A 25,457-nucleotide genomic window follows, 5' to 3' on the forward strand; every position below is an offset into this window, starting at 1 on the left:
AACGTATAATTTAATTCGATATCAAATGGTCGAACTCTGCTTAAATTTAAAGGGGAATTACCTTCCTTATCAGTTGAGTTTTAATGGAACCTTGGCCCATATATCGGCGTTACTTGTTGGCTTACCTTACTCAACGCCGGGCGCAATTCCAAGGCAACTAAAAGGCTTCCATAACATGGCAGAAAGCTTAGTGCTGGAGAGGCGAAGGGAAAGAACATTCCCAAGGGCAGTCAAACCTAGACCGCAGCGATATGCCAATAATAAAAAAGCCGTTCACACTCTTAAGTGAACGGCATTACACCTAAGTGGGCTTTACTATCACTTTTATCAACAAGTGATTTATTGAAGTACTTCAGAGTTAGGGAAGTACTCAGCCCAAATACCAAAATGGAATCCATTGTGAGTGGGTACTTGTTGATTTGTCTCAGCGTTGACTAAACGTACTACACTACCGTCGGTGATAATGCGTAATTTTTCGTCTGCTAATTCAAATTCGTACCCATTATTTGTGCGAGCAAACTCTGGATTAATCGCAACTTGCTGGCCGCGGCCATTGTCATAACCAAAAATTTCAGTTTTTGGATTCATACGTAAATCATCCAGTGAAAGAGTTGGGAATATGAACTCTTCTTTCTCCATATCGCGTTGATTAATCAATGGTTGTTCAAACAAATCAAGTAACACGCCGTCAATCATTCGCTGCATACCATAAACATAGACTTGTGCATCTGGGTACTGAACTTTAGCCTCATCCCATGTCATCATTGTGTTTGGAATCACCGTTGGTTTATGCTCTGTAAATTCTGATTGCATTGTTGCCTGCTGAATAGCAGTGCCATTATTTACATCTTTAAACACCAAATTATTATGGGTTTGTCCTAATACTTGTAAGTCTGCTTCCCCAAGACCGTAATCGGTTTCAACAACCATTGGTAAGTTTGACAAGCCACAATAGGTGATAGCGTAGTCCGTATCATTGTGCTGCCAACCTGCTACGTGTGGCAATTGAACGTGGTAGCGTGGAAATATACGAACCTCGCCATCTTGTTCTACAACATACACTCGTTGATCTTCTTGCGGTATTTGAGAGTCGGCTTCATCCACAGAAACGTAATTAGCAGTAAATTGCTCCGTAGGAAATGCCGTTGGCATTGCATAGGAGACAGCCCAAAACGTAATCAAAACACCTACGGTTGCAAGAGACATCAGCTTACGACTCCACATCCCCCATTTTTCACTTAAGTACCACAAACCAATAAGTGCGAAAGTTTGCGCAATGATAAAGGTAGAAAGGTTGTTGTAATAACCTAAAACCCAATCTCTGGGTACGGCCAGTGATTGGCCTGGTTCTGTCATTAAAATAGCGCAAAATATTGCAATCGAAGCAAGCAAAGCAGCATATACATTAAAGATTATTTTTTTCATCAGTGTATCTCTTAGTTATTAGGATGAAACGTGTCTTGTTTCTATCCGTAATATTGAGTTCTGTTACCGCGTCCTATCGCAGTAGTTCTAAAGTTCGAGCCATTAAATTAACTCATGTTATTGAGGTATTAATGGTGTTGAAGGCATCGACACTTTTTACTACATGTTAGTAATGTTGCGCCATCAACAATATGGTTATAGTGCTTTATTTTTGTTGATGACGCAACATAAAGCGCGTACTTTTGTTCTTTATGATTGGTTTTTTCTGTTAAGTTGTTGTTTTTAAGTGGATTGTTTTTGTGTCAAATATGTCCAGTCAAGTCGATATATATTAGTGGGGTAGTTGGTTGTTTTGGTTATTGTTGATGGCGCAATAAATATGCTATCTTTGTTTGGTATTATTTTGAATAAGAATAGAAGATGTCTAATCAATCACTTTCTGCAGCAGGGTTACCAAATCTTTCCATCTTGGAAGACAGTCCATTATTTTTAATGACGATTCTTACTCGCTTGCATCGTAATTTGACCCATGAGCAATTGCGTCAACATGCAGATATCACGTTGGAAATGTTAATGGCGATGCATATCATTGCTAAATATCAACCAATTAAACAGCAACAACTTGCTGACTATTTAATGCATGATCGAAGCGCAGCCAAAAGGACCGTTGATAATATGGTTAAACGTGGTTGGGTGATTACGATGAAAGATGATAAAAATTTAAAAAACAAGCTGGTTGCTTTGACTGAAAGTGGTGTTGCAGTGAAGGATCTTTGTACTGGTATTGCTAAAGAAACCCGTTCAACGTTTTTAGATTGTTTAACCGAAGATGAAAATAAAGAACTTACGCGTCTATGTACTAAAGCATTGATTGCGCGACATAAATAGGAAAGCGTGCTGTTTTATTAACATAAAAAAACACACTAAAGGTAGCACCTTAAAGTGTGTTTTTTTTAATTTTCACTATCTCTAATTTTAGCCTATCTAGCGACTAACAATAGAAATTGAAAATGAGACTGCTACTTATTAGTTGCGGCTTTCATGTTAGTGACAAAGCTTGAAAGTTGCTCAAGCATTTTATCGTCATCACCAAGATTACTCTCGATGATTTTCACTACCGCAGAGCCTGAAATAGCACCCGCTGCGCCAGCGTTAATTGCTGAAGCCACTTGTTCTGGTTGAGAAATACCAAAGCCAAGTAATGCTGGTGGCGCGTCAAATTTAGCGAGGCGCTCAAGCATGTGATCAACGGGCATGTTTGCTTTAGTTTCCGCGCCAGTGACACCTGCGCGAGAAAGTAGGTAAGTGTAACCTCCACCTAATTCTGATACTTCTTTTAGTGTTTCATCTGTTGCCGTTGGCGGCGCGATGAAAATAGCGTGTACGCCTGCTTTTTTAGCCGCAGCGTTAAACTCTTTACTCTCGCCAGTCGGTACATCGGCAATCAATACCGAGTCAACGCCAGCGTTAGCACAAGCTTGGTAAAAATGTTCAATACCATTGGCAAATACAAGGTTGGCATAAACTAACAAACCGATTGGCATATCAGGGTATTGTGCGCGAATTTGGCTGATTAGATCAAAGCAAATGCTCGGGGTAGTTTTAGAATCCAATGCGCGAATGTTGGCACCTTGAATCGTCGGGCCATCTGCAAGAGGATCAGAAAATGGAATACCTAATTCAAGTGCATCAGCGCCAGCCTTCGCTAGAGTCTGCATGATGCGCAGAGACTGCTCTGGGTTAGGATCGCCAATGGTCACAAACGGAACAAATGCACCTTGGCTTTTCGCTTCTAAACGCTCAAATAATGCTGCGTAACGGTCCATTACATCTCTCCTCTTTCTTTCAAAATGTCGTACACAGTGAAAATGTCTTTATCACCACGACCAGAAAGGTTAACCACTAATAGCTGTTCTTTTTCAGGTTCATCGTGCGCCATTTTTAATGCATAGGCTAGGGCGTGAGCGGACTCAAGCGCTGGGATAATGCCTTCTTTTTTCGCTAATATTTGGAATGCTTCAAGTGCTTCATCATCTGTTGCTGCGCCGTATTCTGCGCGGCCTATGGCATTTAGATGAGCATGCTGAGGACCAACCGATGGGAAATCTAGACCTGCAGAGATAGAGTATGACTCTTCAATTTGACCATCAGGGTCTTGCATTAGCGGTGATTTCATACCAAAGAAAATACCCAGCTTACCGTGTTTAAGCGGTGCGCCGTGCATTGTGGTATCTAAGCCTTTACCTGCAGGTTCAACGCCAATTAGGCGAACATCTGACTCTTTAATGAAATCGGCAAACATACCGATGGCATTTGAGCCGCCACCCACACAGGCAATCACAGCGTCAGGCAGTCTGCCTTCACGAGCTAAAATTTGATGTTTGGTTTCTTCACCAATCATACGCTGGAACTCACGCACGATAGTTGGGAATGGGTGAGGGCCGGCAGCTGTACCTAGTAGGTAGTGCGCCGTTTCATAGCTAGCAGACCAGTCACGCAGTGCTTCATTACACGCGTCTTTTAGCGTTGCAGAGCCAGAATGAACAGGGATAACCGTCGCGCCCATTAAGCGCATACGGAAAACGTTCGGGCTTTGACGTTCAACATCTTTTGCGCCCATGTAGATACGACACTTTAGACCGAGCAGAGCACAAGCTAATGCTGAAGCTACGCCGTGTTGACCCGCGCCAGTTTCAGCAATGATTTCTGTTTTACCCATGCGTTTAGCCAGTAGTGCTTGGCCTAATACTTGGTTAGTTTTATGCGCGCCGCCGTGCAGCAAATCTTCACGCTTAAGGTACAACTTAGTCTTGGTACCTTTGGTTAGATTTTGCGTCAGCGTGAGTGCGGTAGGGCGACCTGCGTATTCTTGCAATAAATGCATGAATTCGGCACGAAACTCAGCGTCATCTTGCGCGTCAATAAATGCTTGCTCTAGTTGGTCAAGCGCAGGTACGAGGATTTGTGGAACGTATTGTCCACCAAACTCTCCAAAGTAGGCATCAAGTTTTGCCATGATTTTTTCCTTAAAATTTCTGTCACGCCTTCTTAATAGGGAAGGCGTCTAAATCAATAGTGTCTGATCGCAGCAAAAGCTTGTTCAAGCTTCTCACGAGATTTTTTACCCGGCTCAGATTCCACTCCAGAATTGAGGTCGAGTCCCAAGCATCCTAGTTTGGATGCTTGTGGAATGTTATCGGCATTAAGTCCGCCAGCCAGCATCACATTAGGGTTGTCAATTTTAGACCAATCAAATGCTTGCCCAGTACCGCCGCTTTGCGCGCCCACTTTAGAATCTAAAAGGTGACGGTCAACGTTGCCAATAAATGATGGCATATCGTCCAACACGCCGTAGGCTTTCCAAATTTCAGTACTGTCATCAAGTTGCTGACGAAGGTCGTTAATAAACGCTTCATCTTCATCACCATGCAACTGCACCGCGTTAAGCTGTAGTGATTTTGCAAGACTGCTAATGTATTGGCAGTCCTGATTTTGAAAGACACCCACATAACGAAGTGGTGCGCCGCTCATGGTTAAGCGAGCCATTTCTTCATCTACTTTACGTTTAGACTTGTCAGCAAAGATCAAACCGCCGTAGATAGCCCCTGCATTATATGCTTTTGCTGCATCATCAGCATGAGTAAGACCGCAAACCTTGTTTTCACCAAGCAGTACTTTACGCACCGCAAGCTCAATATTCTCTTCTGACATTAATGAACTGCCGATAAGAAAACCATTGGCGTGGTTAGCCAAGTCACGAACTTGTTGGTGATTGTAAATACCAGATTCTGATATCACCGTTGTGCCTTGCGGAAGTTTCGGTGCTAACGCTTTAGTACGATTTAAATCGATGGTGAGATCTCGTAGGTTGCGATTATTAATTCCCACTACTTTAGCTTTAAGGTTGATAGCGCGTTGCAGTTCACCTTCATTGCTGACTTCGGTAAGGATGCCCATATTTAATGAGTTAGCAATTGTCGCAAGCGCTTGGTATTGCTCATCATCAAGTACTGATAGCATCAGCAAAATAGCATCGGCTTGATAGTGACGAGCAAGATACACCTGATAAGGTGTAATCATAAAATCTTTGCACAAGATAGGCTGTTTGGTTTGCTTCTTAATACGCGGAAGAAAATCAAAGCTACCTTGGAAGTATTTCTCATCGGTTAATACCGAGATGGCACTGGCATGGTTGTTATAAACAGAGGCAATGTAATCAAGATCAAAGTCATCACGAATCAGACCTTTTGACGGTGACGCTTTCTTACACTCAAGAATGAATGCGGTTTCTTCACCAGAAAGGGCGTCGTAAAAGCTGCGATCTGAGTCAGTGAGTGAAGACTGAAAGCTCTCTAGTGGTTGAGCCTTTTGTCTTTCTTCAACCCAAATGGCTTTATCGGTAACGATCTTAGCCAGTACTTGAGCCATGTCTTTATTTTGTTGTGAAATGTGCTCTGACATAATTAACCTCTTGCTGCCAATTGTTCGACAAGTTGATACGCCTTACCACTGCGCATTGCTTCAATAGCTTGCTTGGCGTTGGCTTTAAGATCTTCGTGACCAAATAGTTTCATTAGTAGCGCCACATTGGCCGCAACTGCAGATTCTTGCGCCTCAGTGCCTTTACCTGACAGTAGGTTGCTCACTAGAGTTCGGTTTTCATCAGGCGTGCCGCCTTTTAAGGCTTCTAGCGGATGAGTTTTTAGACCGAAATCTTCAGCGGTTAAGCTGTAGTATTCAATCTTGCCATCTTTGATTTCAGCGACAGTGGTTTTGCCATGAATGGCCACTTCGTCAAGACCGCTACCATGAACCACTGCGGCGCGCTTCATGTCCATTTGCAGCATGGTTTGCGCAATGGGTGCAACTAAGCTTTCGCCATACACACCCATCAGTTCAATGTTGGGTCTGGCTGGATTAATCAAAGGGCCTAAAATATTGAAAATAGTGCGAGTTTTTAACGCCTGACGGACAGGCATCGCGTGACGCACGCCTTGATGGTATTGAGGGGCAAACAAAAATGCCACGCCAAGATCATCCACCGCTTGGCGCGTATCTTGCGCGCTCATCGCCAAGTTAATGCCAAATGAATCTAATAAATCTGAAGAGCCAGATTTACTTGAAACGCCGCGGTTGCCATGTTTTGCCACTTTTAGGCCAACGGCTGCAGCAACAAAAGCGGCAGTAGTTGAAATGTTAAAGGTGTTTGAGCCATCACCACCAGTACCTACAATGTCAGCAAAGTCATAGTCAGGACGAGGGAAAGGCTTGGCATTTGCCAGCAGTGCTTTGGCAGCGCCTGCAATCTCAGCGGGCGTTTCGCCTTTAATTTTTAAAGCAGTAAGAACAGAGCTCAATACAATAGGTTCGACTTCACCTTTGATTATCTGATCAAACAGTGTCTGGCTTTGCTCTTGGCTTAGCGCTTGTTGACGATAAAGTTGTTCTAGAATGTCTTGCATTATTCTTCCTTGTTACTGCTGTTTTCTAAGCTTGCTGAATTTCTAAGGTCGCCAAACTCTAGTGCCCATTCAATTGAGTTGGCTAAAAGAGTCGCACCGTAGGTGGTCATTATTGATTCTGGGTGGAATTGGAATCCACAGATTTTATCTTGCTCATGCACCACAGACATTACCAAATCATCAACTTGAGCGGTAATGGTTAAATCGTCAGTGACTTTAGTTGCCACCAGTGAGTGATAACGAGCAATGGCAAATGGAGAGGGTAGATCTGCATAAGTCGCGTGGTTATTGTGCTCCATCATCGACACTTTGCCATGAATGATTTCGCCTGCGCCCGCAACGGTGCCACCATAAGCTTCAACAATGGCTTGATGGCCAAGACAAATGCCAATCATTGGCACTTTACCTTTAAATTGTTGAATGATTTTAGGCATGTTGCCTGCTTCACTTGGCGCGCCAGGACCTGGAGACAGTACGATAACGGGATTATCCAAGGTCTGTAAGGTGCTTTCTAACACGCTAAGATCGGTCTGGTTTCGATACACAGTCACGTTGTGGCCAAGAGTACGAAATTGATCCACTAAGTTATAAGTAAACGAGTCGAAATTATCAATAAATAGAATATTAGCCATGCTTCACCTCAGTATGAGCCGCTTGAATTGCGCTGATGACAGCTTGTGCTTTAGTGCGAGTTTCGTCTGCTTCCGATTGAGGGTCAGAATCAAACACCACACCCGCGCCGGCTTGTACTTTAGCGATGCCATTTTCTACGTACGCTGAACGAATCACGATACAAGTATCAAGGTCGCCGCGACCAGTCATGTAACCCACTGCGCCACCATAAGTGCCGCGGCGTTGCTGTTCAACATCACGGATAAGCTGCATTGCACGTATTTTTGGCGCGCCGGTTAAGGTGCCCATATTCATAGAAGCTTGATAAGCGTGCAATGCATCAAGATCTTGACGAAGTTGACCGACAACACGCGACACTAAGTGCATCACATGGCTGTAACGGTCTACTTTAAGCAAGTCAGCTACATGGCGAGTGCCAGCTTGTGAAATTCTCGCTACATCATTACGCGCCAAATCCACCAGCATCATGTGTTCTGCATTTTCTTTACGATCAGAGCGAAGCTCAAGCTCAATACGGCTGTCGAGATCAAAGTTAATACTGCCGTCTGGATTTTTGCCACGACGACGAGTACCGGCAATCGGGTAGATTTCTACTTGATTACTGTCTTTTTCATATTTAAGTGCGCTTTCCGGTGAAGCGCCAAACAAAGTAAATAGCTCATCTTGCATGTAGAACATGTAAGGGCTTGGGTTACTTTTTTTCAGGTGCTTATAAGCAACAAGCGGAGAAGGGCACTCAAGAGAGAAATGTCGTGAAGGGACGACTTGGAAGACATCACCTTTAATTACGTATTGTTTTAAGTCTCGTACCGTGCGGCAAAATTCTTCATCGCTGACACTGACGGTCACATCGCATTGATCTAATTTAATCGACTCAGGCGTTGGTTCAATGACCTTCATTTCAGCTTCAATTGATTGAAGTCTCTGCTCTAGAGTCGCGCGAGTGCTGTCATTAGCATCAAATAAGGTGCCAATTAATCGAGCTTGTTGCTGCTGATGATCGATAACAATCAAGCTTTCTGCTACATAGAAAACATAATCAGGACATTGGCTGTTTTCTGCCGCTTCACCTAGTGGTTCAAAGTTTGCCACTAAGTCATAAGCAAACAAGCCACCAATATACAGTGCCAATGGATCATGTTCATCGCAGTTGAAGCTGTGTTTAACAATGCGCAGCATATCAAACGATGATGGCTGACGAAGGCGGCTGTCTTCATCTAAATTATCATTAGGCGCATCAAAGTTAACAATCAGTTTGCTTGGAGTGGAGCTGGCAATGAATTGTGAATTGAGATTAGACACAATGCGCGATAGCAAGACTTGGCCGTTATCAGAGTTAGCCGTAAGTACCACTTGGTGGCCTCGGCACTCGATGCGCATTGCAGCATCAACAAGTAATAGACTCTTCAAATCTTCTTTGGAATCAACTTCGGCTGATTCAAGAAGAAGGGTGTCATCTTTATTGTTACATAAATGATGAAAGAGTTCGGTTGGATCTTGTGTATAGAATACATCGCGCTGCACAACTTCAAGTTGGCCTTGCGCGGTCAGATTTATGGTCTTATTCACAAGACCTCCTTGTAAGCTTTGGTTCTTTGCATCACATACTCTCATATTCTGTTGTTCCACCCAAAAATGATTATGCAAAAGTCGTTTGAAATTTGAGCAATCAATTCAATGCTTAATGTACTAGTGATGTATCAGGGCGTAAAAGTATCATAAAAAAAGCCCGCATATTAATGCGAGCTTTTGAGTTTTTATTAGGTGCACCCAAGGTTTAGCTCGCTTTATTATCGAACCACCAACGCCACTGCCCAGAAATGACACTTGCACAAACTCTGCTTAATGTACGGCAGATTGGCTTAGGCTGATGTATCATGACTGTATCCATAGCGATTTGCTAACACCTTTAAATAATCTAAGTGTACTAGTTAACTAGTACAGCAGTGGAAAGTCAAGCCTTTTATGATATTTGATCTACATTCTCACACGACAGCCTCTGATGGGCGTTTTACTCCCCAAGATCTTATCGATAGGGCGATTGAACATCGCGTATCGGTACTGGCGATCACAGACCATGATACGGTTGATGCCATTGAGCCTGCTAAGGCATACATTCAAAGTGCTAATCTTGATATACAGTTAATTTCAGGCATTGAAATCTCAACGGTGTGGTCAAATAAAGACATTCATATTGTTGGGCTTAATCTCGATATTCATAATCAACAGTTGCAACAGTTAATTGCCCAGCAGCAAGCAAGGCGCATCGAACGATCTGAGCTGATTGCGTATCGACTCTCTAAGCATTTAAAAGTCGATCCGCTGCCGGAAGTGAAAGCCATAGCCAATGGCGCGCCAGTGACTCGCGCCCATTTTGCAAAATGGCTGGTTGATAACGGGCATGCTAAAAACATGCAACAGGTCTTTAAGCGATTTCTTACCCGAGATAAACCCGGTTACGTGCCTCCTATTTGGTGTTCGATTGCGGATGCGGTGAGTGTGATCCACGCAGCCGGTGGCGCTGCGGTACTGGCACATCCAGGCCGTTATGATTTAACCGCCAAATGGCAAAAAAGACTGCTTGCAGCGTTTGTTGAGGCAAATGGGGATGCGATGGAAATTTCATTACCCCAACAAAGTCCACAAGAACGACGCATGTTAGGCGATTATGCGATACAATACGGCTTATTCGCTTCTCAAGGTTCTGATTTTCATTATCCTTCACCGTGGATGGAACTTGGGAAAAATTTGTGGCTGCCTGCGGGTGTAACACCGGTATGGGAACAATGGCCACAATTTGCAGCTTCGAAAACATCAACTCAATAGATGTTTGCTCATAAGGAGATATGATGAGTCAATATTTTTACGTACATCCAGATAATCCGCAGGCTCGACTTATTACTCAAGCTGCAACCATTGTTCGTAATGGTGGTGTCGTGATTTATCCAACCGATTCGGGTTATGCGCTGGGCTGTCAATTAGAGAACAAATCTGCGTTAGAGCGCGTATGTCGTATTCGTAAAATCTGTGATAAGCATAACTTCACATTATTATGTCGCGATTTGTCTGAACTTTCGTTGTATGCGCGTGTTGATAATAGTGCATTCCGTTTATTGAAAAACAATACACCGGGTGCTTACACGTTTATTTTTAAAGCCACTAAAGAAGTGCCTCGCCGCTTGATGAACGCGAAACGAAAAACCATTGGTATTCGTGTTCCAGATAATAAAATAGCGTTGGATTTGTTGGAAACATTGGGCGAACCAATGATGTCGACAACATTGATTCTTCCTGGAAATGACGTAACAGAATCTGATCCAGAAGACATCCGCGACAAACTGGAAAACGTGGTTGATCTTATTATCAATGGTGGGTATTTGGGTGAGCAACCAACGACCGTGGTTGATTTTAGTGAAGGCGACCCTGTGATACACAGACACGGCGCAGGCGATACATCTCCATTTGAGTAGCCAATGCCCTTTGTCGATAGGCGTTGGAATAGAACACAATATGACACTTTGCAAATGTGCACAAATATCGGATGATTTTTGCCTTCTTTTTTGCGATACTATGCGACCGCAATTTTTGCGGATCACTACTTCATCCGACGTCTGAGAAGACGACACTAAGGTTATTAAATGAACGAAAAGTTACAGAAAATTCTTGCTCGTGCTGGTCATGGCTCTCGCCGTGAACTTGAAAGCTTAATCAAATCAGGTCGCGTTAGCGTTAATGGTCAAGTGGCTACTCTAGGCGAACGCTTAGAAGATGACACCGCCGTTATTCGTGTTGATGGTCATCAAGTTTCAATTAAAGCCGAAGAAGAAGTAGTGTGTCGTGTTCTTGCTTATTACAAGCCAGAAGGCGAATTATGTACTCGTAGCGATCCAGAAGGTCGCCGTACTGTTTTTGACCGTTTACCTAAGATTACCGGTGCTCGTTGGATCTCTGTAGGTCGTTTGGATGCTAACACATCAGGCTTATTGCTATTTACTACCGATGGTGAGCTTGCAAACCGCTTAATGCACCCTAGTCGCCAAGTTGAGCGTGAATACCTAGTACGTGTATTTGGTGATGTGACTGAGCAGAAAGTACGTAACCTGACTAAGGGCGTACAGCTTGAAGACGGCATGGCTCGTTTTGAAGACATCGTTTACGCTGGTGGTGAAGGCATGAACCACACCTTCTATGTTGTTATCAACGAAGGTCGTAACCGTGAAGTTCGTCGTCTATGGGAATCTCAAGATACGACAGTAAGCCGATTAAAACGTGTTCGCTACGGTGATATCTTCCTAGAGAAGAAACTTCCTCGTGGTGGATGGATGGAAATGGACCTTAAACAGGTTAATTACCTTCGTGAATTAGTCGAGCTTGAACCAGAAAAAGCAACCGTCATCGATCCGCGTAATACTTCTCGCAACCGTGACCGTTCTCGCTCTCAAAAAATTCGTCGTGCAGTTCGTCGCCACGAAGAACGCATTACAACTGCGGGCCCATCTAAGCGCAAGCCAAAGAAAGCTCGTAAATAGAATCAGTAAATAAAATTAAAATTTAAGAGCGACTCGAAAGAGTCGCTTTTTTTATGCCTATTTTTCAGCTAAATAAGACATACTGTTTATTACTTTTTAAACATAGATAAGGAATGTTCAATGAACGGATATCAATTGGGCTACAACAGTGAATACTCAGAAGATGCCCCAAGCATTGACGACATAGAAGCCATCTCAGGGTTTGCCATTGTTGAATTTGGCGCATCTTGGTGCCCGCATTGTCAGGCAGGCGAGGTAGTGGTCGCACAATGCTTAAAAGCATACCCAACGTTGCCACACATTAAGGTATTAGACGGTAAAGGGAAAAAGCTAGGGCGACAGTTTTCGGTAAAATTATGGCCGACAATTGTGCTGTTAAAAGAAGGTACAGAAGTCGCTAGAGTGGTGCGTCCTACGGCTAACTCTGATTTAGAGCCACTTATTGAGTTGTTGAAATAAATTAATTTAACAGAGTGAATAATCATCAATATGAAAATTGTGATTGCTCCAGATTCTTTTAAAGGCTCGTTAAATGCCAATCAGGTTGCTGATTGTATTGAACAAGGCTTTTCTGAGATCTTTCCATTAGCTGAGTATGTGAAGATCCCGCTAGCCGATGGCGGAGAAGGCACGGTTGATGTATTGCTTGGTGCGCTCAATGGATCTAAAAATGAAATTGAAACAAGCGATGCATTAGGTAAACCTTGCCGTGCTGATTGGGGGCAGTTTACCCAAGTACATAATGGTATGAGTACATCCTGCGCGTTAATTGAATTAGCGCAAGCATCAGGATTGGCAAGATTAAGCGCCGCCGAACGAGCGCCACTACAGACCTCATCTTTTGGCACCGGGCTTTTAATTAAAGCAGCATTGGATGCGGGTGTTGAAAAGATCATTATGGGTTTGGGAGGAAGCGCCACCAATGATGCAGGCGCGGGAATACTGCAAGCTTTGGGCGCAAAACTGTTAGACGAAAAGGGAGATGAATTATCCGTTGGCGGCGCGCAACTTGGCAAGCTTGAGCGTATTGATTTAACGCACCTTCATCCACGCTGTAAAGACGTCGAATTTATTGTTGCGTGCGATGTCAGTAATCCCTTGTGCGGTTTACAAGGAGCCAGTGTGATTTTTGGTCCGCAGAAAGGTGCAACGCCTGAACAGGTGCAAACGCTTGATAAAGCACTAGGGCACTTTGCCGATGTGGCCTCTCAGCACTGTGGTATTAATAGCATTAACCATAGGCAGTCAGCAGGCTTTGGCGCAGCAGGTGGCACACCTTTAGGCTTAAGTTTAGCGTTTGATATACAGCTCAAAGTGGGCATTGATATGGTATTGGATATTCTAAATGTCGATGAAATATTAAAAGAGGCCGACTTGCTGATCACCGGTGAAGGGCAAATGGACAATCAAACGCTGCAAGGCAAAGCGCCATTTGGTATTGCAAAGCGAGCACAGCAATATGGCATACCAAGCATCGCCATAGCCGGATCTTTAGGGCAAGATGTGGATCAGTTATATGGTTTGATGGACAGTGTTTTTGGCAGTGTTCGATCTCCTCAACACATAGAGCAAGTATTGTGCGAGGCTGAAGCTAATTTAATTCGCACCGCTCGCAATATTGCGGCAACGCTGCATCTTGGTCAGAGCTTACGGTAACGAATATAAAACGCTAAGCATTAACGACAATTTGCCCATAAGCATACGCCAATTCCGCGACTGTTTTAGCGGCGAATTTTTTAAGTAAACTGGCACGGTGAACCTCCACCGTGCGCATGGCAATACACAGTTCATCTGCAATTTGAATATTTCGTTTACCGGCAATAATAGAGCGTAAGATTTCTTTTTCTCGTATTGTCAGCGAGTCATAAGCGGCATTTGCTAGATAAAGTTGTTGTTTTTCCAGCGATTGTTTTTGCCCTTTAATAATGGCTTGTGCAAGCTCATTACCTTTTACCGGCTTTTGAAAGAAGTTAATGGCACCGGCTTGCAGCGCATCGACCGCCATAGGCACATCGCCGTGTCCGGTCAAATAAATAACCGCCAACGGACTTCTTGCTTGATTAAGGATTTGATGAACTTGCTGGCCACGCAGGTTGGGCATTCGGCTATCGAGTATGACGCAAGCTGGCTGATGTATATCGATATTATCAAGAAACACCTGACCATCCTCGAAGGTTAGGACATTAAAATCATATTCTTCTAATAAGAAGGCTAATGACTCTCGTATTGATAGGTCATCATCAACCACATACACCGGTAAGTTTTGCTGACTAGTACTCATTGTTTCTCCGGTAAATCTTTGTTTATACGTCGATTTGATGCTGACGCGGGTACCTGATAGGGAAGTGTTAGCTTAGCCAAGCAACCATGAGATGACATAGACTGAAGGGTAAATTCACCGCCATGCAACTCCATGACATCGCGGCATATCGCTAAGCCCAATCCCAACCCTTGTTGTTTGGTGCTCACAAAGGCAGTCATCGGATTCTCATGTTTTAGACCCGTCCCATTATCAATGATATGGATAACCAAGTTAGCCGATTGATAATGAACATGTAGGGTGATTTTTGCTGCATATTCATTATCACGCTGCTTGGCATAACTGTCACAGGCATCGATCGCATTGTTAATCACATTGACCAGAACTTGCTGTATCCCGACCACATCAATCTCTATTTGACGTGACTGGCCTACGAAACTTTGCGCCAGCGTAATCTTGTGTTTTTGTAGGCGGAAATTGAGTAACTCAAGCGTATCAGCAACGACACTTTCAATTGCACACAACTCAATAGTGATGCTTCGTTTTTGAATTAAGGCTCTAAGGCGATGAATGATGGCATCCGCTCTATCTACTTGAAGCTGAATTTTTTGCAGTACAGGGACAATATCTTCATGGGGACGTTTCTTGGCTAAACGCAGCAACCCACCTTCACTGTAGTTTCTGATTGCGGCCAACGGTTGGTTTATCTCATGCGCCAGACTGCTGCCTAATTCTCTCACTATTGTGACGCGCTGTGCATGCTCCAACATCTCACTTTTCTCTTTTAGGCGCAGTAAAGTTTGCTCTAGCGCTTGTTTGCTTTTACTAAATCGAAACTCAATCCAGAAATGATAAAGGTTTAATGCAATGACAAACAAAAACAGCGCCCACGCCCAGTGTTGATGAAGCTGTAACCAACGTAATGCCTCTTTCCACCACGGTTGTTGTAAAGGGTGTAAGTCCAATGCTTGATAGAGTTTATCGATGGGCAGCAAGCTGACAGGCGAAGTCCAACCTGAATTTTTGGCCGCAATAGAGGCCGGATTATCAGCTGTCATAGCTAATAGTACTCGACTGATTTTTTTTGCCAGTTTGGGAGATCCTCGCTCGGTTTTAGCAAAAGACCAATTAGGGTATAAGGCGGTGGAAACAACGCAGTCGGTTTGTGAGGATTTGACAGGGCTAATGACTCTTAACTGTCCCGCTTCAAGCAAGCCTTCTTTGGTCATCTGCTCTACAAGGCAAGCAGGAACCACGGCCGCTTCTACGGTTTTATCACGCAATTGATATAAATTGGCATCAATAGGGAACCCTAAAAAACGAACATTGGCAAAAAAATCGTTGGGATTAATGCCTTGTTGAATAACCTGATACTTCATGGTCAGGTACCCGCCAAAGGCTTGTTCGGCAACGGCGGCAATCGGTAAACCCATCACGTCTTCTAGGGTGCGGTAATCGGAGTCAGAGCGAACCACCAGAGCCGATCCAATACCGTAGTTTGATCCTTCTGCTGATTGGTTCGTCAGCGTGGCAATCCATGACAGTGGAAATTGACGACCGAGACGCATCGCTTGTCCTGGGTTTGTCAAAATAAAATCCATGCTTTGGTTTTCTACGGCGCGCGTCATATCCACTAAGTTGAGAGGATGCAATACAAAGTAGACATCGGGGATTTGTTGATTAAGCCAATCCATTGTCGGTTGCCAGCGATGCTCAACACGCCACTGACCTCGAACGGCCAATACGCCAACATCAATTTGTTGTTTTCCCGAGTGATTCGCCGTTGAATTTGCCGAAACTGAATGCGATATAGCCGGGTGCGCCAAAACCGGAAGCGCCATAAACAGCCCGCAGCATAGAGCGATACTCATTATCCATAACCGAATAACACTGTGAATTTTTATCATGCGAATAACGTCTTATTTGTTTATGGACTGCAAGCGAGAATAAAGAAGCAATGCCAGTGCAGAGTTGTTTTAGATCAAATCTATTTACAGTATGTGGAAATCCACAATATCGGTCGAGCCTTACAAGTTAAATAATAGACCTAAGCTCAAAATCAATCTTAATAGGTGAGTTATGGATTCCACCAAACGTCGTTTTCTTCGGGCCGTTACCGCAGGCGCAGCACTGATTCCTGTTGTCGGGGTAGGGACCGCGACCGCATCAACCGTGATAAGAAATAATGATCAAGCTGATCGCAAAGGTCAGGTCGGTAAGCGTTACGCAATGATCATTGACTTGCGTAAATGCGTGGGTTGTCAAGCATGCACCGTCGGTTGCAGCATTGAGAATCAAGCGCCAATCGGTCAATTCCGCACTACGGTCAAACAGTATGAAGTGGCCTTAGATGACGGTTTGACTCAAACAAAAGAAGTGAAGGCATTTATGTTGCCTCGCTTATGTAATCACTGTGATAACCCGCCTTGTATCCCAGTGTGTCCAGTGCAAGCCACGTTCCAGCGAGAAGATGGCATTGTGATGGTCGATAATAGCCGCTGCGTAGCGTGTGGTTATTGCGTACAAGCTTGTCCTTATGATGCTCGCTTTATTAATGAACAGACATTGACCGCAGACAAATGCACATTTTGTGCGCACCGTCTTGAGCAGGGTTTGTTACCTGCGTGTGTCGAAACTTGTGTTGGCGGAGCGCGCATCATTGGTGATATGAACGATCCCGACAGTGAATTGCGCCGTCTACTCGCTGAACATAAAGAGGATATTAAAGTACTTAAACCGAGCGAGAATACGCATCCGCATGTTTTCTACATCGGCATGAATGAGCGCTTTACTCAACATATTGAAGGGCAAGCCGCCATTTACGAACCACAAGGGGATAAAGCATGAATATCACCGAGGTGTTAGTGCAACCGCAAGCCATTACATGGCTACCTTGGGCGGTGCAGTATTTCTTTTATATCGGCTCAGCTTATGCTGCCGCCATTTTATTTTTGTTAGCTCTGGTTTTTCAATCGCACACCAGTCATAGACTGCGCGCGGCGCTGGCATTAACCTTGGCCATTGGCGCAATTGTTGGGCCATTGGCACTGACTGCCGATCTACACCAACCTGGGCGTGCGTGGCACTTCTATGCGCATATTACGCCTTGGTCTTGGATGTCTTTAGGTTCGCTTTTTCTTCCTGTGTTTTCTGCGTTATCGGTCGTGACCGCGTGGTTGTACCTTCGCCCTGACCTCAATAACTTACAAAATCAACCCGGTAAGATATTGCCACTTCTTTCCAAGTTGTCTCTTGGTGATTGGGTGACTAGCCGCAAACTGATGCTAGGCACAAGTATTGCGACTGTGCTTTCCGGTCTTAGCATTGCGTTATATACCGGTATGGAAATCGCCGTATTAGAATCGCGCGCTTTGTGGAATCAACCAGAATCTCCCCTTATTTGGTTTATTACCGCGTTTTTAGCCGCGGTAGGTTTTTCGTTATTGTTGTGGCTATTGATGGCCGAAAAATCACAAAACCTTACCGCAGGGGATACCCGTTTACTCAGACAAAGCATCTTTACTAGTAGTGTGTTAGCGCTATTGCTGATACCGGTATGGGCATCCAATAGTCACAACTTTGAACTGTATAGCAACTCAGTTTGGATTGGTCATATTGGGCTGATCACGTTATTGCTTTTAGGTTGTGTATTGCTATCTCTATTCTGCTTAAGGGCTGCAAGAGGGAGTGTCATCAGTTTGTTCACTCTAGCGACGCTGACCCTAATTACGGCGTGGGTTGTTCGATGGGTGACAATGATGGAAGTGCAAACCATTGCCAAATTTGATGTTGGCCCTTACCCGTATCACCTGCCGATGGGCAGTAATGGCTTATTGGGGATTATTGGCATGTTTGGCCTATGGCTTGCTTTAGCCATGTTAGGTTCTGAACTGATTCAACCAAAAGACTCATTTAAAGTCTCTTCTCCTGTTACAAAACACTGATTCAAGAGGATTTCACTGTGGATAATAAACGACGTAAGTTTTTGAAATCTGGTATTGCGGTGGGAGGCATCGGTGCTTTTGCTGCAGGCTATACCGCCACAACCCAACATATGGCGAAAGGTATTGTCGATGGCACTTCCGGTGTTAAGACTCAAGATATTCATCATGGTAACTCTCTTGAACCTGAGTTCAAAGTGAAGGGAGAAGGCAAGTTAATTCCAAACCCGAATCAACGAGTTGCTCCTTCAATGTGTTTTGGTTGCTGGAGTTTGTGTGGATTGCGTGTGCGCATTGATAATCGTAATGATGAAATCTTACGAATTTCGGGCAATCCTTATCATCCGCTTTCTCATCAGCAACATATTCCATTTAATACCCCAGTCAAAGACGCTTTATTAGGCATGACAGGAGAGGCGGGTTTAGAGGGGCGCTCAACAGCCTGCGCCCGTGGTAATGGAATGTTAGAAATACGCAACAGCCCTTATCGAATTACCCAACCACTTAAGCGCATAGGCAAGCGCGGTGAAGGTAAATGGGTTCCTATCAGTTATGAGCAATTGATCGATGAGGTGGTCGAAGGTGGCGACTTATTTGGTGAGGGGCATGTCGATGGTCTGAAAGAGATTCGTGACATTAAATCTCCCGTTGATCCGCAAAATATCGAATATGGACCTAAAGCTAATCAGCTATTAATGACCAATGCGGGTAATGAAGGTCGTGACGATATCTTTAAGCGTTTTGCGTTTAATAGCTTTGGCACTCGAAACTTTGGTCACCATGGTTCTTATTGTGGTTATTCATTCCGCGCGGGTAGTGGCGCATTTATGAATGACTTAGATAAATATGCTCACTTGAAACCTGATTTTGATAATGCTGAGTTCATCATCTTTATTGGTATGTCTCCGGCTCAAGCAGGTAACCCTTTTAAGCGTCAAGCTCGTCAACTAGCAAAAGCGCGCACCGAAGGTAATCTTGAATACACCCTTGTTACCCCAAGCTTACCGGCCGGATCTTCAAGCCTTGCCGCTGGGGATACTAACCGCTGGCTTCCCATTAAACCGGGGACCGATTCGGCGTTAGTCTTGGGTATGATTCAATGGATCATGGACAATAAACGATACAACAAAACCTTCTTAGCCCAGCCGGGCGTAAAAGCCATGCAAAAAGCGGGAACCGCGCACTGGTGTAATGCCACTCATCTGGTGATTAGTGATGAAAATCATAGCCGAAATGGTGGCTTCTTACGTGCTTCCGATATGGGCATGGCACATGAAGGTGAAGCATTATCTGAAAGCGATCCGTACGTTGTCGTCGATGCAGAAAGTGGTGAGTTCGGTATCCACACTCAAGCAGACGAAGCGCAGTTGTTTGTTGACCGTGAAGTGATGGTAGGTTCTGCCATTGTTCGCGTCAAATCATCGCTACAACGCTTAAAAGAAGAAGCCTTTAAGTATGACTTGGACTTCTATAGTGCGCAGTGTGATATTTCGGTAGACGACATTACCGCACTGGCAAAACGTTTTACCAGTTATGGCACTAAAGCGGTAGTGGATACTCATGGTGGCAATATGCACACCAATGGCTTTTATAATTCATTTACCATTATGATGCTGAATGCCTTAGTCGGTAACATCAATATGAAAGGTGGTGCGATGGCGAAGGCAGGCGGTTACCCAACATCGTCAAATGGCCCTCGCTACGATTTCACTAAATTTGATGGAAAAGTCGGTCCGAAAGGGGTGTTCCTATCTCGCAGTAGGTTCCCTTATCAAAAAACCAGTGAATATAAACGTCGCGTCGAAGCCGGTGAGTCGCCATACCCAACTCGCGCGCCTTGGTATCCATTTGCCGCGCCGTTGCTTACTGAGCATTTATCGGCGGCCATTGATGGTTATCCATATCGCTTAAAAGCATGGATCAATCATATGGCAAACCCAATTTATGGGGTTCCGGGTTTGAAAGCGCTACTGGAAGACAAACTGAAAGATCCCGCGCAGTTAGGTCTTATTGTGTCAGTGGATGCCTTCATCAATGAAACAACTGCACTCTCTGATTATATTGTTCCAGATACGGTCACTTATGAAAGCTGGGGTATGGCTAACCCTTGGCACGATGTGCCGGTCAAAACGGTTACAGCACGTTGGCCTATTGTGGAAGCGCGCACACAGAAAACCGCCGATGGTCGCAGTATTTGTTTGGAAAACTTCCTGATTGATGTGGCTAAAAAAATGCAATTAGGTGGCTTTGGCGACAAAGCAATTAAAGACGCCAATGGTCAATGGCATGGCCTGCATTGCGCGGAAGACTTTTACCTGCGCTCTGCGGCAAACTTAGCGTATGTCAAAGGTGGGGTGCCGGAAGTGACAGCCGAAGATATTGCTTGGTCTGGTCTAGAGCGTTTGTTGCCAAAAATGAAACAAACCTTAACCGCCGAAGAAATGAAGCGAGTGGCGTATATTTTTGCTCGTGGTGGACGCTTTGAAGATGCAACAGAGGCGTACAAAGGGGAGCAAATGAAACATAAATGGACACGCCCAGTTGCGATTTGGAATGAGCGTGTCGGCCAAGCTAGGAACACCATGAGCGGGGAGCTTTATAGTGGCTGTCCTACTTGGCATCCACAAAAGCTTGCCGATGGAACGCCTTTAGAGAGCGTTTATCCAAAAACTCAGTGGCCATTTAGTTTAACGAACTTTAAGTCCAATATTCATAGCGCAGTATCCAACTTGTCTCCGCGTTTGAATTCAATTAAAGGGGTCAACCCAGTTTATATTCATCCAAATGATGCCGCGCAAGCGGGTATCGAAAATGGCGATGAGTTTGTGATAGAAACCCCGGGAGGGGCAACGAAAGCCTACGCTATGGTTTTGTCTGGCATTAGTCAGGGCACGCTAGGGTTTGAACATGGGTTTGGGCATACAGAGCTGGGTCAGCGCGCTCATTGGATAGGCGATAAGCAGCAACCGGTCAAAATGAAAGGTCATGATGGCGTCAATATCAATGATATTGGTTTGATTGATCCCACGCGAGAAGGTAAAGGCGTAATGCTAGATTGGGTAGTGGGCGCAGCTGCTAGGCAGTCACTTCCTGCGAAAATCCGCAAAGTATAAATTACAGCCTTACAATAAGGGATTGGGTTCTAGTGTTAGAACCTAATCCCTTTTCTGTGCCTATAAAGAGATAAAAAAGTTAATCGCGATAGCATTTAATATATCGACAAAGAATCCACATACCAGTGGTACGACAATAAAGGCTTGGTGAGCGGCGCCGTGTTGTTTGGTGACTGCCGACATGTTGGCGATAGCGGTGGCGGTTGAACCTAGGGTGATGCCGCCAAAACCGGAACAAATGACCGCAGATTCATAGCCCTTACCCATTAGTCGATAGACAATGAAAGTGGCAAACAGCACCGATACGATGATTTGTAAGCCCATGACTACCGATAAATAGCCCATCAAACCACTGAGTTCCCATACTTTAAGATCCATCAGTGCCATTACAATGAACATGCCAAGACAAATATCTGAAATGATGGATAGGCCGCGATCACTGCCTTCCACACTTTGTTTAGGCAGTACTTTGTAAAATCGGTTGCCAAAAATAATACCAGCCATTAGACAGGAGACAAATAACGGAAGCTCAACTCCTAAACTCTCTAAGCCTAAGTCGATACCGTAACCTAGCATTAGCGCAAGGTTTAAGCGTAGCCATGCAAATAACAGGCTGTAGCTGTCGACCATTTCTGATGGTTTTGAATAAGACTGACCGATATCTAACGACTCTTCAGTGTTACCTGATAAAGAGTGTTTTTTCATTAAATATTTGGCAATTGGGCCGCCAATAACACAAGCAAATATGAGGCCTATCGTATTACTGGCAATGCCCAGTTCCATAGCATTGGTAATGCCTAGCTTTTCAACAAAAGTCGGTGCCCAAGCGAGCGTTGTGCCTACGCCACCAATCAAGGAAACAGAGCCAGACATTAATCCAGCTTTAGGATCCATGCCAAAGGCGCCAGCCACTGACATACCGATGCTGTTTTGCAATACGATATAGAAAGCCGCAAGTCCGACTAAGATCAGTAGAGGCTTTCCGCCATTCAGCAGTGATTTAATATCAGCGTTGAGTCCCATCGCAGCAAAGAAGTACAGCAACAGGAGATCCCTTGCTTGCACATCAAATGTGACTTTAATACCAAACGCAAAATAGAGCGCCGCAACCGTGGCCGCGCACAGGAAGCCACCAATGACCGGCTCTGGAATACTGTAATTTCTTAATACACTGACTCTGGCTAAAGCCCCTTTACCTGCAAAAAGAAGCAATATTGCTAAAGTAAAAGAGAAAAAGCCACCTGCTACGATGTCATTCATTATCCTAAGCCTATGATAAACAATTGTTAATATAGTTTTTATCTTATAAGCATTTTTTGTTAAACACCAAAAAGATGTGCAACAAATTCAATATAAAGTGACGTTATATTACAAGGGTAGGGGAAAACTAGAAAAAATAGGGACTTAGAGGCGATGTCAGTAAGTCGGCCTAATCAATAAGGCCGACTTTGCTAATCATGAATATGAGTGAACCACTGGCATATTATTTGCCTAACATACGCGTAATAGTGGCATCTTTGTCGATAAAGTGGTGTTTAACCGCGCCAATGATGTGCAATGCGAAGACCGCGATGATGATGTTGACTGCACTATGGTGGATTGTGCCACCCAATTGTTGTAGCCACTCAATTTTGTCGCCTTTCTCAATGATGACCCAGCCAAAGATATCGATAGCTCGACCGCCACCTGCGCTCATAGCGATCCCTGAGATAGGCATGGCAATGGTCGCCAGCATCAATATGCCGTGCACGGCATGCGCCATTTTTTCCTGCCAAGGTAAGCTGGTGCCTAAGCTTGATAATTTGCCTTCTTTTAATCGCCAAACGATACGTAAAAGTGCAATCATAAGAATAATAGCGCCAATGGATTTGTGATAGCCCATCAGTTCAAACTTATCTGGGCCTCTTTCCATTTCAGCCATGATTAGGCCAACAATAAAGACGCCAATAAAAGACAGGCCGGTAAGCCAATGCATTACAATAGTAGTTCGTGTGAGTTTTTTTGAATTTTCAGACATAGGCTATCAATACCAAATAGAAGGATTTGAGGGAGTATTATGCCTATATTTGGGCAAACTGAAATGATATGACTTGTAAAGTAATGTAAATGCTTTAATCATCTTAACGCTTTGATATTCAAATATAAAAAACAGAAAACAAGGAAGAATAAAGTGGCAGAATCAACGCCTAAATATCCAAGAGCAAGCCTTAAAATTTTGCTTGAGATATTGCAGTTTGTAAGACCTTATCGAGCCAAAGTATTTGCCGCGTTATTTGCACTGTTGATCACATCAGGGTTAACACTATCGGTGGGTCAAGGTGTTCGGGTACTTATTGATCAGGGATTTTCTCAGCGCTCTGTGAGCGATCTTACTCACGCGATACAATTTATTGTGGCGGTGACGGTGTGTATTTCTATTGGTACTTACTTTCGTTTCTATTTGGTGTCATCGGTAGGTGAAAGGGGCAGCGCTGATATTCGTTTGGCCGTTTTTAAACATGTGATTTCTCTGCACCCAAGTTACTTTGAGCATAAAGGCAGTGGCGACATAATGGCGCGTATCACCACCGATACCACCTTGCTACAAAGTATTATTGGTTCGTCATTTTCTATGGCGATGCGCAGTGCTTTGATGTGCATCGGCGCAATCGTGATGTTGTTTGCCACCAATGTGAAGCTGACTTTGATTGTTTTAATTTCAGTACCATTTATCTTGGTGCCTATTCTTGTTTATGGACGTCGAGTACGCGCGCTTTCAAGGCAAAGCCAGGATTCAATGGCGGATGTGGGCAGTTATGCAGGTGAAGCAATTGAACATATTAAAACCGTACAAAGCTATGGTCGAGAGAAGCAAGAATATGCGTCATTTTCTACAGAGGTAGAGAGGGCTTATGACATTGGCAGACAAAGGGTAAAGCAGCGCGCCATATTAATTTCTGGGGTCATTGTTATTGTATTTGGCGCAATTGCTGGCATGCTTTGGGTTGGTGGGCGCGATGTGATTCATGGGGATATGTCTGCGGGCGATCTGGGTGCATTTGTGTTTTATGCCATTATGGTGGCATCTTCTACCGCGACCATTTCTGAAGTGTTTGGCGAATTGCAACGCGCTGCTGGGGCAACCGAGCGCCTACTTGAAATTTTAAATGTGAAAAGCGAAATACTCGCGCCAAAAAATACCGTGCACACGACGCAGGCATTATGTGCAGAAATTAGCTTTGATCAAGTGTCTTTCTATTATCCTTCTCGCCATGATATTCCTGCCATTGAAAACTTAACCCTGACGGCTAAAGAAGGCAAAGTGCTGGCTCTAGTGGGGCCATCTGGGGCAGGCAAGACCACCTTATTTGAGTTGCTATTGCGTTTTTACGATCCTAAACAGGGTAAGCTCTGTTTGGCCGGAGTGGATATTCGTGATGTAGATCCGAGTGAACTTCGAGACAAGATGGCGCTAGTGCCACAACAACCGGCTTTATTTAGCCAAGATGTATTTCATAACATCCGTTACGGCAAACCAGAAGCGACAGATGATGAGGTCATCACCGCCGCAAAAAAAGCCCATGCTCATGATTTTATTATGCAGTTACCGCAGGGTTATCACAGTCACTTAGGCGACAAAGGCGTTCGTTTATCGGGTGGACAGCGTCAAAGGATTGCCATTGCCCGTGCCATTTTAAAAGATCCGATGATATTACTGCTTGATGAAGCCACGAGTGCACTCGATAGTGAAAGCGAACATCATGTACAGCAAGCCCTTGAAGCATTAATGAAAAACCGCACCACCATCATTATCGCTCACCGATTATCAACCATTCAACATGCCGACCAAATTGCCGTGTTAGATCACGGGCACCTGGTGGATATCGGTAATCATCATCAGCTATTACGCAGCTGCGATCTTTATCAACGCTTAGTCGAGCTGCAATTTAAGCAAAGGGATTGAGTGAATTTGATTAGCGTATTAGTAGCATTAACGTACTAAAAATATAAACGCCCATAAGAAAATGGAGATTTGTGCAAAAGATAACCTTTCATCAATCGCTATTGCACATGTTGAGTGACTAGGTGAATATTTGAGTACAAGATTGAATGAA

The 25,457-nt window shown here is 44.3% G+C and carries 21 protein-coding genes and 1 pseudogene; 11 read left to right on the forward strand and 11 right to left on the reverse strand.

Translation table 11 applies throughout. From position 1 onward, the window contains the following. Positions 1–289: pseudogene (locus A9260_RS10305) on the forward strand (IS4 family transposase); the annotation flags it as partial. A 50-nt stretch (positions 290–339) separates the two neighbouring features. On the opposite strand, the gene A9260_RS10310 reads toward A9260_RS10305, so the two are convergent. Continuing rightward, positions 340–1,425, reverse strand: coding sequence for a DUF3179 domain-containing (seleno)protein (locus A9260_RS10310; protein ID WP_068698691.1), 1,086 nt, complete (start codon positions 1,423–1,425; stop codon positions 340–342). A 420-nt stretch (positions 1,426–1,845) separates the two neighbouring features. Here A9260_RS10310 and A9260_RS10315 point away from each other — a divergent pair, with 420 nt between their 5' ends. Next, the gene (locus A9260_RS10315; protein ID WP_068698693.1) at positions 1,846–2,313 is read left to right on the forward strand and encodes a MarR family winged helix-turn-helix transcriptional regulator; all 468 of its coding nucleotides are present in this window, start codon (positions 1,846–1,848) and stop codon (positions 2,311–2,313) included. A 131-nt stretch (positions 2,314–2,444) separates the two neighbouring features. Here A9260_RS10315 and trpA read toward each other — a convergent pair whose 3' ends face one another. Genes trpA through A9260_RS10345 form a run of 6 tightly spaced genes read right to left on the reverse strand, consistent with a single transcriptional unit; the run spans position 2,445 to position 9,134 of the window. Then, a complete protein-coding gene (trpA, locus tag A9260_RS10320; RefSeq protein WP_068698695.1) occupies positions 2,445–3,251 on the reverse strand; it encodes a tryptophan synthase subunit alpha in 807 nt (268 codons plus the stop codon). Beyond that, positions 3,251–4,441 carry a tryptophan synthase subunit beta gene (gene trpB, locus A9260_RS10325; RefSeq protein WP_068698697.1) on the reverse strand — a complete coding sequence of 397 codons (1,191 nt, stop codon included), beginning with the start codon at positions 4,439–4,441 and terminating at the stop codon, positions 3,251–3,253. Before trpB ends, trpA begins: the two co-directional genes overlap by 1 nt. Positions 4,442–4,494: 53 nt before the next feature. Next, entirely contained in the window at positions 4,495–5,886 is a 1,392-nt protein-coding gene (trpCF, locus tag A9260_RS10330) for a bifunctional indole-3-glycerol-phosphate synthase TrpC/phosphoribosylanthranilate isomerase TrpF (protein ID WP_068698699.1), read from the reverse strand. A gap of 2 nt (positions 5,887–5,888) precedes the next feature. After that, positions 5,889–6,887 (reverse strand): anthranilate phosphoribosyltransferase, encoded by a 999-nt coding sequence (gene trpD, locus A9260_RS10335; RefSeq protein WP_068698701.1) that lies wholly within the window; start codon positions 6,885–6,887, stop codon positions 5,889–5,891. After that, a complete protein-coding gene (locus tag A9260_RS10340) occupies positions 6,887–7,519 on the reverse strand; it encodes an aminodeoxychorismate/anthranilate synthase component II (protein ID WP_068698704.1) in 633 nt (210 codons plus the stop codon). The genes trpD and A9260_RS10340 overlap by 1 nt, the downstream gene beginning before the upstream one ends. Next, on the reverse strand, positions 7,512–9,134 hold the full coding sequence (locus A9260_RS10345; RefSeq protein WP_082957079.1) for an anthranilate synthase component 1: 1,623 nt from the start codon (positions 9,132–9,134) through the stop codon (positions 7,512–7,514). The genes A9260_RS10340 and A9260_RS10345 overlap by 8 nt, the downstream gene beginning before the upstream one ends. 351 nt (positions 9,135–9,485) lie before the next feature. On the opposite strand from A9260_RS10345, the gene rnm reads away from it, so the two are divergent. From rnm to A9260_RS10370, 5 genes are all read left to right on the forward strand, one after another. Continuing rightward, positions 9,486–10,346: an RNase RNM gene (gene rnm, locus A9260_RS10350; protein ID WP_068698708.1), complete on the forward strand. Its 861-nt coding sequence runs from the start codon at positions 9,486–9,488 to the stop codon at positions 10,344–10,346. A 23-nt stretch (positions 10,347–10,369) separates the two neighbouring features. After that, positions 10,370–10,990 carry an L-threonylcarbamoyladenylate synthase gene (locus A9260_RS10355; RefSeq protein WP_068698710.1) on the forward strand — a complete coding sequence of 207 codons (621 nt, stop codon included), beginning with the start codon at positions 10,370–10,372 and terminating at the stop codon, positions 10,988–10,990. Positions 10,991–11,158: 168 nt separating this feature from the next. Next, positions 11,159–12,049, forward strand: coding sequence for a 23S rRNA pseudouridine(2605) synthase RluB (gene rluB, locus A9260_RS10360; RefSeq protein WP_068698712.1), 891 nt, complete (start codon positions 11,159–11,161; stop codon positions 12,047–12,049). 120 nt (positions 12,050–12,169) lie between these two features. Continuing rightward, the gene (locus A9260_RS10365; protein ID WP_068698714.1) at positions 12,170–12,508 is read left to right on the forward strand and encodes a thioredoxin family protein; all 339 of its coding nucleotides are present in this window, start codon (positions 12,170–12,172) and stop codon (positions 12,506–12,508) included. Between the two features lie 30 nt (positions 12,509–12,538). Beyond that, a complete protein-coding gene (locus A9260_RS10370) occupies positions 12,539–13,705 on the forward strand; it encodes a glycerate kinase (protein ID WP_068698716.1) in 1,167 nt (388 codons plus the stop codon). A 13-nt stretch (positions 13,706–13,718) separates the two neighbouring features. Here the strand turns inward: A9260_RS10370 and A9260_RS10375 are convergent, their stop codons facing one another. Both A9260_RS10375 and A9260_RS10380 read right to left on the reverse strand, forming a co-directional pair. Then, positions 13,719–14,330, reverse strand: a complete 612-nt coding sequence (locus A9260_RS10375; RefSeq protein ID WP_068698718.1) for a response regulator transcription factor — start codon at positions 14,328–14,330, stop codon at positions 13,719–13,721. After that, positions 14,327–16,216, reverse strand: coding sequence for a sensor histidine kinase (locus A9260_RS10380; protein ID WP_068698720.1), 1,890 nt, complete (start codon positions 16,214–16,216; stop codon positions 14,327–14,329). The genes A9260_RS10375 and A9260_RS10380 overlap by 4 nt, the downstream gene beginning before the upstream one ends. A 172-nt stretch (positions 16,217–16,388) precedes the next feature. Here A9260_RS10380 and dsrO point away from each other — a divergent pair, with 172 nt between their 5' ends. The 3 genes from dsrO to A9260_RS10395 are packed head-to-tail and all read left to right on the forward strand — an operon-like array spanning position 16,389 to position 21,363. Next, positions 16,389–17,156, forward strand: a complete 768-nt coding sequence (gene dsrO, locus A9260_RS10385) for a sulfate reduction electron transfer complex DsrMKJOP subunit DsrO (protein WP_068698722.1) — start codon at positions 16,389–16,391, stop codon at positions 17,154–17,156. After that, positions 17,153–18,253: an NrfD/PsrC family molybdoenzyme membrane anchor subunit gene (gene nrfD / locus A9260_RS10390; RefSeq protein ID WP_068698724.1), complete on the forward strand. Its 1,101-nt coding sequence runs from the start codon at positions 17,153–17,155 to the stop codon at positions 18,251–18,253. Before dsrO ends, nrfD begins: the two co-directional genes overlap by 4 nt. Before the next feature lie 17 nt (positions 18,254–18,270). Beyond that, positions 18,271–21,363: a tetrathionate reductase subunit A gene (locus tag A9260_RS10395; protein ID WP_068698726.1), complete on the forward strand. Its 3,093-nt coding sequence runs from the start codon at positions 18,271–18,273 to the stop codon at positions 21,361–21,363. A 60-nt stretch (positions 21,364–21,423) separates the two neighbouring features. Here the strand turns inward: A9260_RS10395 and gltS are convergent, their stop codons facing one another. Both gltS and A9260_RS10405 read right to left on the reverse strand, forming a co-directional pair. Then, the gene (gene gltS, locus A9260_RS10400) at positions 21,424–22,623 is read right to left on the reverse strand and encodes a sodium/glutamate symporter (RefSeq protein ID WP_068698730.1); all 1,200 of its coding nucleotides are present in this window, start codon (positions 22,621–22,623) and stop codon (positions 21,424–21,426) included. A 223-nt stretch (positions 22,624–22,846) separates the two neighbouring features. Beyond that, the gene (locus tag A9260_RS10405; RefSeq protein ID WP_068698732.1) at positions 22,847–23,380 is read right to left on the reverse strand and encodes a cytochrome b; all 534 of its coding nucleotides are present in this window, start codon (positions 23,378–23,380) and stop codon (positions 22,847–22,849) included. 153 nt (positions 23,381–23,533) lie between these two features. On the opposite strand from A9260_RS10405, the gene A9260_RS10410 reads away from it, so the two are divergent. After that, positions 23,534–25,306 carry an ABC transporter ATP-binding protein/permease gene (locus A9260_RS10410; protein ID WP_231892579.1) on the forward strand — a complete coding sequence of 591 codons (1,773 nt, stop codon included), beginning with the start codon at positions 23,534–23,536 and terminating at the stop codon, positions 25,304–25,306. Positions 25,307–25,457 lie beyond the last annotated feature (151 nt).

Source organism: Vibrio sp. UCD-FRSSP16_30 (genome assembly GCF_001676025.1).
Lineage (GTDB): Bacteria > Pseudomonadota > Gammaproteobacteria > Enterobacterales > Vibrionaceae > Vibrio.